The following is an 11,918-nucleotide window of genomic DNA, read 5'->3' as shown; positions in this document are numbered from 1 at the left end:
AACGATGTTGAATATTTATGAAATTGGCTCTCCTGTTAAATGTATCTTAGTCATTTGCAGGTAATGATTCTGGAGCTGATGAATGTATTGAATATTGGGGTTAATACGCTTGTCATCACGGTACCATATATCCATGTGGCTAAAATCATCCGGTCCGGGTATCAGCATCCTGAATGAGCCTTTTTTATATTTTACCGAACCATCCGGCTGCACTTCTTTTACAAAATTTAATTTCAATAAGGCTGCATCGCTTATAGGCAGCGGGTAAAGATCTTCTGTTTCAAACCAGAACTCCTGCACATCTGTTGCCAGGCAAACCTGTTTTTCATCACCATTTAAATTTACCACTTCGCCTTCCCATTTCTTGCCTTCATATTCTCCCAAAACGTAATCGCCGATTTTAATTTCATTGAACTTTATCATATAGCTTGTTTTTTGGAAAAGATTAAAATTAATTTTTGTTTTAAATGCAGCAGCTTTAATAAGCTTAATCAATATTTAGCTTCCGCGGTTTGCCCCGGTTGAACGCACTTTTTGTTTGGCACCGCCAGGTTTGGAATTGGCTTTTATGAATTTGGAATTACTGCCCGATGCAGCCTGGCTTTTCTGGCTTTTATTTGCCCCTTTTTTGTTATTTACCGGTAATGACATAGCTATAGGTTTAAATTAAAAATAGATTGTAAGATAGTGTTTTCTGTAATTTATAAACAAAGTGTCTTTAAACTTTTACTGAAGTATTTTTTTCTTCCTGCTTTCTTTCTTCTGCTTTTTGCTTCAAATAATTTATGCTTAGGTTAAGTTCATAACCTATGAGCAGCATTAATGAATTAATAAAAATAAGCAGCATGGTTATAAGTAAGGCGCTGATGGATCCATACACGCGGTTATAACTTGAAAAATTCTGCGCCCATATAGAAAAGCCCCACGTGGCCAATACAATAAGCACTGTTGCAAATACTGCACCGGGCGACCATAGCCGCCATCGCTTTTGCACAGAAGGCGCATATTTATAGGTATATGCTATGGAATAGAAAAACAGGAATATTACAAGCAGCCATCTCAATATTTCTGTCCAGGAATTTTTATCCGCTCCGCTCACACCAATCCAGTTTAGAAAAGATGCAAACAATGCACCCTGCCCTATACTTAATAATATGGTAGCAATTACCAGAAATATTACTACCACTGTAAGCTTTATAGCACGAAGCCTTCGCTGCATAAATTTTTTTGGCGTCTTCACCAGCAGCGATGAATCGAATGTGCGAATAACGCCAAGCATGGCGTTAGACGAATAAAATAATGCAAGAATAAAACCAATGGATAATAAACCTTTTTTGGGTTTATTAAATAAATCGAGCATGGTGGTTATAATTAATGCCCGCGATTCTGAATTGGGCATTACATCAGAAATGAATTTGAATAACTCATCCTGCATGTTTTGCGCCACCGGGAAATAAGGTATTAATGTAAAAAGAAAAATAGCCGCTGCGGGAATAGCCATTATAAAATTGAAAGCAATGGCCGCAGCCCTGTCTCTTATGCCTATCCTGCTTATCTGGCTAAGTACAAACGTTATCACATCATAAAGATATAGGCCATAAAAACCAGGCAATATCATGGTCTTGCTTTTCCTTATGAGAAAAGCAACTGGTTTTAACCCGGTAAGAAATTTTTCAAACTTCGTCAATGTGGTAATGTTTTATTTAAACTATCCTGTTGCCTTTTAGCTATTTGTTCGTTCAAAGCCTGCTGGTACAGCTTAGCATATTTTTCATGCTCGGCAAAATTATTGGTAAACTGATGGTACCCACTAAAATCGCTTTTTGCTACAAAAAACAAGTAATCTGTTGCCGGCGCATTTAGTACAGCATCAATGGTAACCGGCGATGGTGTGCAGATTGGCCCGGGCGGCAGGCCTTTATTTCGATATGTATTATACGGCGATTCCGTATTAAGTTGTCCATAATAAATACGCTTTAAGGCAAAATTTTTCAAAGCAAATTTTATAGTGGGGTCAGCAGCAAGTGGCATGCCGCTGTTCAGCCTGTTTATATACACGCTTGCAATATTTCCTTTTTCATCATTCTTATTGGTCTCTTCTTCCACAATGGAGGCCAAAGTGTAAACCTGTTGCCTGGTTAAATTAAGTGCCGCTGCTTTTTGAATACGGTCATTCCTGCTCCAGAATTTATCCTCTTCATCTTTTAAACGCAACAATATTTTTTGGGTTGATGTGTTCCAGTTGAGAAAATAGGTATCAGGAATAATAACTGTCATTAAAGTATTGGTGTCAACGCCTAATGTTTGCAATGAATCACTATTAGTCAGGTATAATAAAGCCTGCAGTGAATCGGTTGAAAAATTTTTGCCAATAATTTTTGCAAGGTCCTGCGGAACCCGCAGTTTATTAATTACAAGACGCACGGGGCTTTGGCTGTTATTGCGCAGTTTTTTCAAAATGTCAAAAATGCTTTCGCCGGTTTTTATTTCAAATCTTCCGGGTGTTATACGGCTCCAGGCTTTTGCAGGCTTAGCCAGCATCCTAAAAATAAAAACCGTGCGAATAATATGCCCCGTATCTAATTGCCGTTCTATTTGCGTTTGTGCGCTGATATCATCCCTCACATATAAATATTTAGCCTTGCCTTTAAACTCCGTAGCGGCGCCAAATACAAGCCACGCAGCTATCAATGCCAGCAACACTATTATCAAAGCTGAAATGCCCAATACTTTCTTCATAATAACAAAGTTAAGCGCCTGAGGTTATTATACTTATCCGGATAATGAAACAAAAATCCCCTGCAATTGCAAGGGATTTTTTTATCGAAAATATTGTTTTGTAAACAAATTATTCCTGTGGTTTGGGCCTGGATTCAGGTTTGGGCATTAAAGCTTTGCGGCTCAATTTAAACTTGCCCGTTTTAGGATCAAGGCCAATCAGTTTCACTTTTACTATATCACCTTCCTTTAATACGCCTTCCATTGTTTCCAAACGTTTCCAGCTTATTTCGCTAATATGCAATAAGCCTTCTTTCTTTGGCAGAAATTCAACAAAAGCGCCATAAGGCTGTATAGTTTTTACTTTGGCTTCATACACTTCGCCCACCTGCGGTACGGCAACAATTCCTTTAACCCATTTAAGTGCTTTTTCTACACTTTCTTTATTGGTTGAGAAGATGCTTACTTCACCAAAGGTGCCAACTTCTTCAATGTTAATAGTAGTTCCGGTTTCTTTCTGAATTTCCTGTATCACTTTACCACCGGGGCCTATAACGGCACCAATAAATTCTTTGTCGATGATAAGCTTCTCCATGCGCGGTGCATGTGGTTTAACTTCTTCCCTTGCAGCAGGCATGGCTTCATACATAGCATCTAAAATATGCAGCCTTCCTTTGCGTGCCTGCTCTAACGCTTCGCGCATTACATCCATGCTCAGGCCATCGATTTTAATATCCATCTGCACACCGCATATACCATCGCGGGTACCGGTAACTTTAAAATCCATATCACCCAAATGATCTTCATCTCCTAAAATATCTGTAAGGATAGCATATTTGTTATCACTTGATCTCGTTATTAATCCCATCGCTACACCGCCCACATGCTTTGGAAGGGGAACGCCGGCATCCATTAATGCCAGTGAACCCGCACAAACGGTAGCCATGGAAGAAGAACCATTGCTTTCCAGTATATCGCTCACCACACGCACGGTATAAGCATAATCGCTGCCCGGCATCATTTGTTTTAAACTGCGCATGGCAAGGTTACCATGGCCCACTTCTCTCCTGCCCGGCCCACGCATGGGCTTTACTTCACCGGTTGAAAACGGAGGGAAATTATAATGTAAAATGAATTTGCTGTAATCGCTTGTTGCAGCACTTTCAATTAATAATTCATCTAAAGGCGTACCTAAAGTAACGGTGGTTAATGATTGTGTTTCACCACGTGTAAATAATGCCGAGCCATGCGGTGCAGGTAAAACATCGGTTTCCATGTTTAACGGGCGAACCTCATCTAATTTACGGCCATCCAAACGCTTGCGGTCGTCTAATATCATATGACGAACCACTTCCCACTGCAAATCTTCATAATATTTTTTGGCAAGTTTCAGGTGTTCGTCCGTTGTATCTTCGGGTAAGCTTGCGAGCAATTCATCTTTAATAAGCTTGAATGCTTCAGACCTTTCATGTTTGGCGGTGCCGCCCACAGCCACCTGGTATAAACGATCTTTACTAAAAGCTATAACTTTTGCTTTCAGCTCTTCATTTTGTTCAGGTAAAGCATATTCACGTTTGCCTTTAACGCCTACTTTATCCCGCAACTCCTGCTGCGCCTTGATCTGAATACGAATGGCATCATGTGCAAGTTGTAAAGCTTTTACCAGGTCTTCTTCACTGCACTCCTGGCTTTCACCTTCCACCATCATTAAGTTCTTTTCGGTAGCGCCGATAATAAAGTCCATATCAGCTTTAGCAAGATCGGAGCGTTTTGGATTTACGACCATTTCGCCATCAACCCTGGCCACACGCACCTCTGAAATAATTTCTTTGATCGGAATATCAGAAACGGCCAGCGCAGCGCTTGCAGCAAGGCATGCCAATGAATCGGGCATTACTTCAGGGTCGGATGAAACAAGCGTAACCAGTACCTGCACATCGCAGAAATAATCCTCGGGAAATAAAGGGCGTAATGCACGGTCAATTAAACGGCTTATTAAAATTTCATAATCGTTTAGTCTTCCTTCACGTTTAAAGAAAGAACCCGGAATTCTTCCGGCGGCAGCAAACTTTTCGTTGTAATCAACAGTTAAAGGAAACCAATCCTGGCCTTCCCTTGGTTCTTTGGCAGCAACTACAGTTGCGAGTATAATACAGTTGCCCTGGCGAATGGTAACGGCGCCATCGGCCTGGCGGGCCAGCCTGCCCGTTTCTATAATAACTTCCTGCCCGTCAGACAGTTTAAAACTTGATTGAAATGGTTGAGATAACATAAAAATTCATTTTAAAAAAGAGAGAGAATAATACGTGCTGCGGGAGATGGTAACAGTCACGTTGAAGCGTTTGGCGAAACTATCGGCAAGAATAATTGCAAATAAAAGCAATCCCAACCATTGTAGTTGGGATTGCTTTTTATTATCTATAATTATTTTCTTAAACCAAGTTTTTCAATAAGTGCGCGGTAACCCTGCAGGTTTTTTTTCTGAAGGTAAGTTAACAGGCGTTTGCGTTGGCCAACCATGTGCATAAGACCGCTATGTGTGTCGAAGTCTTTTTTATTGCTTTGCAAATGTTTGGAAATACTTGAAATACGTTCAGTTAACAAAGCAATCTGTGCTTCGATTGAACCGGTATTTTCTGCTTTGCCACCAAAATTGGCAAAAATTGTTTGTTTTTTTTCAGTAGTTAAATAAGACATCTTAATTAATTTAATTGCATCCAGATTTTTTCATCCTTCTATATAGGGGCGCAAAAGTAGCGCAAAAAGATTAATTAACAGTTTTATTATAGTAAATTAATTGATAAAGAAAGCGAAAAAAATCTTTTATGTCCAGCCATTTGCCCTGCTTATTCCCAGCATTAATCCTCTCAATTCTGCCAGGCCACGCATACGGCCAATGCAGGAATAACCGGGATTGGTTTGTTTGCCCATATCATCCAGCATTACATGCCCATGATCGGGCCTGAATGGGATAGGTGCATCCACTTTCTGCTGAATGGCCAGCACTTCCTTTGCCACGGCATACATATCGGTATTGCCGCCAAGATGATCGGCTTCATAAAAATTACCAAATTCATCTCTTTTTGTATTGCGCAGATGTACAAAATGGAGGCGGTCGCCAATGGCCTGGACAATTTCGGGTAAATTATTTTTAATACCGGCACCCAATGAGCCCGAACAAAAGCATATGCCATTGCTTTTATTTTTTACAGAAGAGAGAATGAATTCAATATCTTCTTTATTGCTTACGATTCGCGGCAGGCCTAAAATGTCAAATGGCGGATCGTCGGGATGAATAGCCAATTTTATATTCTCTTCATCAGCAACAGGCGTGATTTCCTGCAAAAAATATTTCAGGCTTTCACGCAGGGCTGTATGATCAATATCTTTATACCAATCCAGTTTTTGCTGCACTTCTTCTACCGTTATCTTTTTTTCACCAGGCAGGCCAAACAGTATAATGCGTGTAATTTCATCCAGCTGCGACTGCGAATATTGCCTGAATCTTTTTTCAGCTTCCGCTACAATCGTTTCAGTATAGCTTTCCGCTGCATTTTTTCTTTTTAAAATATGAATATCAAAAACGGCCAGGTCGAACCAGTTAAAGTATAACGCTTTTGAACCATCAGGCATCAAATAATCGAGGTTGGTGCGTGTCCAGTCTGTAACCGGCATAAAATTATAGGTAACGGTTTTTATACCACAGGCTGAAAGGTTGCGCAGTGTTTCTTTATACTGCTCAATATATTTTTTGTAATCGCCGGTTTGTGTTTTTATAGATTCATGCACCGTAACGCTTTCAACCACATCCCAGGTTAACCCTGCAGCTTCAATAATATCTTTTCTTTTTTGAATCTCATCAACCGCCCATACATCGCCATGCGGAATCTGGTGCAAAGCATTTACAATGCCAGTGGCGCCGGTTTGCAAAATATCCTGTAGTGTAACAGGGTCATCAGGGCCAAACCACCGCCATGTTTCTTTTAACTGCATATTTTTTCCAGGTTATATTATTTATTGAATGATTTTTATCGCTGCAAAAATATCTGTATTTAATATCAGCGATGTTATAAATAAATATCATTTGAGCTATTCCTGCAAATATTCCGGCAGCGAAAAATAAAATATAATCAAAGAAATTTCCGCAGGTATTACAATTACACATTTTCATTAGGTTTGCCGCTCCTAAAATTCATGCATGATGAAGATTAACTGGAGTAAGGTTACACCGCATCTTATTGCTATTGCTATCTTTTTAGTAGTGGCACTTATTTATTGCAAGCCTGCTCTACAGGGAAAAGTATTGCAGCAAGGCGATATTATCCATTGGAAAGGCATGGCTGAGAATTCCTTTAAATATAAGGAAACACATGGACATTTTCCTTTGTGGACAAACGGCATGTTCAGCGGTATGCCGGCTTTCCAGATTGCCCAGGATCCCTCCAACCCTTTTAATCTGATTTATCTGCATAAGGTTTTATCATTGTTTCTTGGTAAGCCATTCCAGTTTTTCTTTTTGTTATGCCTGGGTTTTTATTTTTTAAGCCAGGTATATAAAGTTGATTACAGAATCGGCATTGCCGGTGCGCTAGCTTATGCATATGCATCGTTTAGTCCTATATTGGTGGTAGCCGGGCATGAATCGCAGGTGCTTGTTATGGCATACATGCCTGCACTGTTGGGGGCTGTGTTGCTGGTATATCAAAAAAAGTATTGGGTAGGGGCTGCACTCACGGCCTTGTTTACCAGTCTATTTATTGCCCTGAACCATCTGCAGGTAACCTATTATTTTTTAATAATTGCCTGTTTTATGACATTGTATTATGTTATAAAATGGGTTCGTGAAAAGGAATATAAACACCTCATTAAATCGTTAGTTATTGTTGGTATTACAGGCATTATCGGCGTGGCATCCAACATGGTTATATTGGCAACCACTTATGACTTTTCCAAAGCCACCATGCGTAATGGTGTGTTGAATTTAGATTCAAATAATACGGCAACAAAAACAACAGGCCTGCCGGTTGATTATGCCTTCCAGTGGAGCTTTGAGAAGCCTGAAGTATTGTCAATACTTGTGCCCAACATTTATGGCGGAGCTACCGGTGTAGATGGCATTGATAAGAATTCCAACCTCGCAAAAATTGCCATTAACCAAGGCGCTTCACCTGAAGATGCAGAAAATTTTGCCAGGCAAACAGGCTATCAGTTAGGTGGAACTTATTGGGGATCGCAAATATTCACTTCTGGACCGGTTTATCTTGGAGCGGTTATTTGCCTTTTGTTTTTGTTTGGTGTGATATACCTGAAACGAAAAGACAAATGGTGGATGCTTGCTGTAAGCATATTAGCTATTATGATGAGTTGGGGAAGATTCTTTCCTGAATTCAATAATTTTCTCTTTAATTACCTTCCTTTATACAATAAGTTCAGGGTTCCCACATACACACTTATTATTCCGCAGTTGTTATTTCCACTACTATCTATGCTGGCTTTAAACCAATTATTTTTTATTGAAAAAGATAAAGCTTATGCATGGAAAAAACTGAAAGTGACAGGCATTGCTATCGCTGGCGTTTTTCTTATCCTTCTTATGTTGTATTCAAGTTTCGACTATAAAGGAAATGAAGCAAGCCAGATAGAAAGCACCATTAATCAGCAAACAGATAAAACTCAGGGTTCAGCATTACAATCTGCTTATAATGCATTATTGCAAGACAGGCAATCATTATTTGGCACCGATATTATGCGCTCTTTAATATTCGTTGCCATAGCCTTTGGGCTTATGTGGTTATATATAAAAGATAAGCTGAAAGCTTCGTATGCATTGCTTGCCATCCTGCTGCTAAGTTCAATTGATATATTGGCGGTTGGAAGAAGGTATTTAAATGATGAAAAATTTCAAACAAAAGAAGACCAGCAGGCGCAAAGCTTTACACCTTCAGCAGCGGACCAGCAGATATTGCAGGACACAGGTTATTACCGCGTGCTTAATTTAACGGCTGATGTATTTAATGATGCCATGACATCTTACTTCCACAATTCAATCGGAGGTTATAACCCGGCCAAGCTGGCTATTTACCAGGATTTAATTACTTACCAGTTAAGCAACAAAATAAATATTAATGTGCTTAACATGCTTAATACAAAATATGTGATTAACCGCGGGCAGCAGGGCCAGGCCGAAGTCCAAATCAACCCTGGTAATCTTGGGCCCTGCTGGTTTGTAAAGCAGGTAGCTTATGTGAAAGATGATGCAGCGGCTATGCGGGCTTTGGATAATAACAATCCCGCTGACACGGCAATTGTAGAGGAAGCTGAAAAAAGCAAAATTCCGTTCGCACCTGTATTAGATAGTGCGGCATCTATTCATTTAATAAAGAATGATAACGACATAATAACATACTCCAGTAAAAGCAACGCCAACCAGTTTGCAGTGTTTAGTGAAATATATTATGACCGGGGCTGGAAAGCATATATTGATGATAAAGAAACGCCGATTGTAAGAACAGATTATGTATTGCGTGGCCTGGCTGTTCCTGCAGGCACACATAATATCCGCTTTGAATTTAAACCTGCTTCATTTTATAACAGCATTATTATAGCCATTGTAGCATCCGCTATAATATGGTTGCTGTTGGTAGTTGCAGCATTCGTGCAGGTTAAGAATAAATCAAAATAAATTATATAAATAAAAAAGTCCCCCCGATGTATAGCCGGGAGGACTTAAGATTTCTATTAACGCTAAAGTTAAAACTGCTTATTTTTTCTTTGCAGCTGCTTTTTTAGGAGCCGCTTTTTTTGCAGCTGCCTTCTTAGGAGCCGCTTTTTTAGGAGCTGCTTTTTTTGCTACTTTTTTTGGAGCTGCCTTTTTAGGGGCTGCTTTTTTAGGAGCAGCTTTTTTTGCTACCTTCTTAGGGGCTGCTTTTTTTGCGGCTTTTTTTGCTGTTGCCATAGTTTTGAAATTTAATGGTTAGTAAAATAATTTGACTAAAGTATAAACTATATTACTATGCACCAAAAAAATTATCCATATAAAGTGGATAACTCGTTTATATGGATAATACTATGGATGTAAAAATAAACTATAAGTAAGCTATGCCTGCGCAGGCATTACAGACACTGTAGTTTTATTGGCCTTTGTTTTCTTAAATTCAACAACGCCATCTGCAAGTGCAAACAAAGTAAAGTCTTTACCAACGCCAACATTTTGACCAGGATGATAAACTGTTCCTCTTTGACGAACAATTATATTACCTGCTATAGCAGGCTGGCCACCATAAATTTTTACTCCTAAACGTTTGCTTTGCGAATCGCGGCCATTTTTTACGCTGCCTTCACCTTTTTTATGTGCCATGATATTTTATTTAAAACATTAAATAACAAATTTCAAAATCAAAGCTTGCCTGTTACTTAATGCGTGTTTTGAAATTAATTATGCTATGCTTTCAATTTTAATTTGTGTGTATTGCGTTCTGTGGCCATGTTTCTTACGAAAGCCTTTTCTTCTTTTCATTTTAAAAGCAATAACCTTATTGCCTTTAACCAGGTCATTCACAATTTCAGCCTTAACGGTTGCACTTGCATCTTTACCTGCTGAAAGTTTGCCATCGGCATTTACCAATAATATATCTGAGAACTCAACTTTATCTCCACTTTTACCTGCAATATGTGGTACATACAGGCTTTGTCCTTCCTGTACTTTGAATTGCTGACCGGCAATTTTAACTATAGCGAACATAACTTTTAAAAATTTGGACGGCAAAGGTAATGTTTCGCCGCATATTTATGAAAAGAAATTTGCAAATATTCTCCTAACCTTCTTTTAAAGGCGGTTTTTAAAAGCACTTACTATTAAATTTGCGGCTTTAGCGTTTGCTTATGTATCTAAAATCCTTGTTAGCACGTCCGTTATCTACTTATGTTTCCGGCAAGACAAAAAAATGGATGGAGTCCGCTGTTGAAGACCAGGAAAAAATAATGAAAACGCTGGTAAAATCAGCCAAACAAACTGATTTCGGCAAAGATCACGGCTTTGATAAAATTGAATCTTATGAGAATTTCAAACGGCAAATCCCTGTGCGTGATTACGAACAGCTTAAACCTTATATCGAAAAAATTAAAGAAGGCAGGGAAAATGTGCTTTGGAAAGGCAAGCCTATTTATCTCGCCAAAACCAGCGGCACCACGAGCGGCATAAAATATATACCCATTTCAAAGCAATCGATTTCCAACCACATTGAAACGGCGCGAAACGCTCTGTTATGCTACATGGCTGAAAGCAGCAACTCGCTTTTTGCCAACGGTAAAATGATTTTTCTTAGTGGCTCGCCCGAGCTGGAACGCATTGGCGGTATACCCACCGGCAGGTTAAGCGGAATTGTAAATCATCATGTTCCAAGATATTTAAGAGGCAATCAACTTCCCACTTACGAAACAAATTGCATTGACGACTGGGAAACAAAACTGGACGCTATTGTAAAAGAAACTGTCAAAGAAGATATGACGCTCATCAGCGGCATTCCTCCGTGGATGCAAATGTATTTCGACAGGCTGATGGAAGTCTCCGGCAAAAAAGTGGGCGAACTATTTAAAAACTTATCTGTATTGGTTTACGGCGGCGTAAACTTCGAGCCTTATAAAAACAGGATTGAAGAGAGCGTGGGCAGAAAAATTGATTCCATTGAATTGTTTCCTGCAAGCGAAGGCTTTTTTGCTTTCCAGGATTCACAAAAGGCAGAAGGCTTATTATTAAATACCGATTCAGGCATCTTCTTTGAATTCATTCCCGCCGGCGAAATTGGAAAGCCTAATCCACAACGGTTGCAGTTAAAAGATGTAAAGGTTAATGAGAATTATGCAATGATTGTAAGCAACAATGCAGGCCTGTGGGCTTACGATGTTGGCGACATGATAAGGTTTGTAAGTGTTAAACCTTATCGCCTGGTGGTTACTGGCAGAACCAAACATTTTATTTCAGCTTTTGGCGAACATGTAATTGGAGAAGAAGTGGAATTTGCATTAACGCATGCGGCAGAAAAATTAAATACAAACGTTATTGAATTTGAAGATATGCCTGACAACATTACGGCGCTTGCAGCAGAAATTGATAATACCCTCCGGGAAAAAAATATTTACTACGACGACCTGATAAGCGGCAACATTCTTGAACCTTTAAAAATAGTACCCATAAGAAAAAA

12 protein-coding genes are annotated in these 11,918 nt (G+C 39.4%); 2 read left to right on the top strand and 10 right to left on the bottom strand.

Annotated elements, in window-relative coordinates; translation table 11 throughout:
• Positions 1-15 precede the first annotated feature (15 nt).
• The 7 genes from ACTHN6_RS15795 to uxuA all read right to left on the bottom strand — a co-directional run bounded on the left by ACTHN6_RS15795 (position 16) and on the right by uxuA (position 6,711).
• On the bottom strand, positions 16-423 hold the full coding sequence (locus ACTHN6_RS15795) for a hypothetical protein (protein WP_440436739.1): 408 nt from the start codon (positions 421-423) through the stop codon (positions 16-18).
• Between the two features lie 75 nt (positions 424-498).
• A complete protein-coding gene (locus tag ACTHN6_RS15790) occupies positions 499-651 on the bottom strand; it encodes a hypothetical protein (RefSeq protein WP_440436738.1) in 153 nt (50 codons plus the stop codon).
• Positions 652-718: 67 nt separating this feature from the next.
• Positions 719-1,687, bottom strand: a complete 969-nt coding sequence (locus ACTHN6_RS15785; protein WP_440436737.1) for a YihY/virulence factor BrkB family protein — start codon at positions 1,685-1,687, stop codon at positions 719-721.
• Complete coding sequence (mltG, locus tag ACTHN6_RS15780) at positions 1,684-2,739, bottom strand: endolytic transglycosylase MltG (protein WP_440436736.1); 1,056 nt, start codon at positions 2,737-2,739, stop codon at positions 1,684-1,686. The genes ACTHN6_RS15785 and mltG overlap by 4 nt, the downstream gene beginning before the upstream one ends.
• Positions 2,740-2,848: 109 nt before the next feature.
• Positions 2,849-4,990: a polyribonucleotide nucleotidyltransferase gene (gene pnp, locus ACTHN6_RS15775; RefSeq protein ID WP_440436735.1), complete on the bottom strand. Its 2,142-nt coding sequence runs from the start codon at positions 4,988-4,990 to the stop codon at positions 2,849-2,851.
• Positions 4,991-5,142: 152 nt separating this feature from the next.
• A complete protein-coding gene (rpsO, locus tag ACTHN6_RS15770) occupies positions 5,143-5,415 on the bottom strand; it encodes a 30S ribosomal protein S15 (RefSeq protein ID WP_440436734.1) in 273 nt (90 codons plus the stop codon).
• A gap of 126 nt (positions 5,416-5,541) precedes the next feature.
• Positions 5,542-6,711 (bottom strand): mannonate dehydratase, encoded by a 1,170-nt coding sequence (gene uxuA / locus ACTHN6_RS15765; RefSeq protein ID WP_440436733.1) that lies wholly within the window; start codon positions 6,709-6,711, stop codon positions 5,542-5,544.
• 205 nt (positions 6,712-6,916) lie between these two features.
• Here uxuA and ACTHN6_RS15760 point away from each other — a divergent pair, with 205 nt between their 5' ends.
• Entirely contained in the window at positions 6,917-9,400 is a 2,484-nt protein-coding gene (locus tag ACTHN6_RS15760; protein WP_440436732.1) for a YfhO family protein, read from the top strand.
• A gap of 78 nt (positions 9,401-9,478) precedes the next feature.
• Here ACTHN6_RS15760 and ACTHN6_RS15755 read toward each other — a convergent pair whose 3' ends face one another.
• From ACTHN6_RS15755 to rplU, 3 genes are all read right to left on the bottom strand, one after another.
• Complete coding sequence (locus ACTHN6_RS15755) at positions 9,479-9,673, bottom strand: hypothetical protein (RefSeq protein WP_440436731.1); 195 nt, start codon at positions 9,671-9,673, stop codon at positions 9,479-9,481.
• Between the two features lie 141 nt (positions 9,674-9,814).
• Positions 9,815-10,075, bottom strand: a complete 261-nt coding sequence (gene rpmA / locus ACTHN6_RS15750; RefSeq protein ID WP_440436730.1) for a 50S ribosomal protein L27 — start codon at positions 10,073-10,075, stop codon at positions 9,815-9,817.
• Between the two features lie 78 nt (positions 10,076-10,153).
• A complete protein-coding gene (gene rplU / locus ACTHN6_RS15745; protein ID WP_090663053.1) occupies positions 10,154-10,459 on the bottom strand; it encodes a 50S ribosomal protein L21 in 306 nt (101 codons plus the stop codon).
• A gap of 140 nt (positions 10,460-10,599) precedes the next feature.
• Here rplU and ACTHN6_RS15740 point away from each other — a divergent pair.
• Positions 10,600-11,918, top strand: a 1,319-nt coding sequence (locus ACTHN6_RS15740) for a GH3 family domain-containing protein (protein ID WP_440436729.1), incomplete at its 3' end; no start/stop codon positions are given.

Source organism: Parafilimonas sp., from assembly GCF_051953455.1.
GTDB lineage: Bacteria > Bacteroidota > Bacteroidia > Chitinophagales > Chitinophagaceae > Parafilimonas.
The sequence above is the reverse complement of the archived record's forward strand: the minus strand, read 5'-3'. Positions and strand labels throughout refer to the sequence as shown.

What these genes read in the sequence shown, in the direction of transcription:
- ACTHN6_RS15795 (WP_440436739.1), bottom strand. Translation starts at nt 423, where the DNA reads ATGATAAAGTTCAATGAAATTAAAATCGGCGATTACGTTTTGGGAGAA.
- ACTHN6_RS15790 (WP_440436738.1), bottom strand. Translation starts at nt 651, where the DNA reads ATGTCATTACCGGTAAATAACAAAAAAGGGGCAAATAAAAGCCAGAAA.
- mltG (WP_440436736.1), bottom strand. Translation starts at nt 2,739, where the DNA reads ATGAAGAAAGTATTGGGCATTTCAGCTTTGATAATAGTGTTGCTGGCA.
- pnp (WP_440436735.1), bottom strand. Translation starts at nt 4,990, where the DNA reads ATGTTATCTCAACCATTTCAATCAAGTTTTAAACTGTCTGACGGGCAG.
- rpsO (WP_440436734.1), bottom strand. Translation starts at nt 5,415, where the DNA reads ATGTCTTATTTAACTACTGAAAAAAAACAAACAATTTTTGCCAATTTT.
- uxuA (WP_440436733.1), bottom strand. Translation starts at nt 6,711, where the DNA reads ATGCAGTTAAAAGAAACATGGCGGTGGTTTGGCCCTGATGACCCTGTT.
- ACTHN6_RS15760 (WP_440436732.1), top strand. Translation starts at nt 6,917, where the DNA reads ATGATGAAGATTAACTGGAGTAAGGTTACACCGCATCTTATTGCTATT.
- ACTHN6_RS15755 (WP_440436731.1), bottom strand. Translation starts at nt 9,673, where the DNA reads ATGGCAACAGCAAAAAAAGCCGCAAAAAAAGCAGCCCCTAAGAAGGTA.
- rpmA (WP_440436730.1), bottom strand. Translation starts at nt 10,075, where the DNA reads ATGGCACATAAAAAAGGTGAAGGCAGCGTAAAAAATGGCCGCGATTCG.
- rplU (WP_090663053.1), bottom strand. Translation starts at nt 10,459, where the DNA reads ATGTTCGCTATAGTTAAAATTGCCGGTCAGCAATTCAAAGTACAGGAA.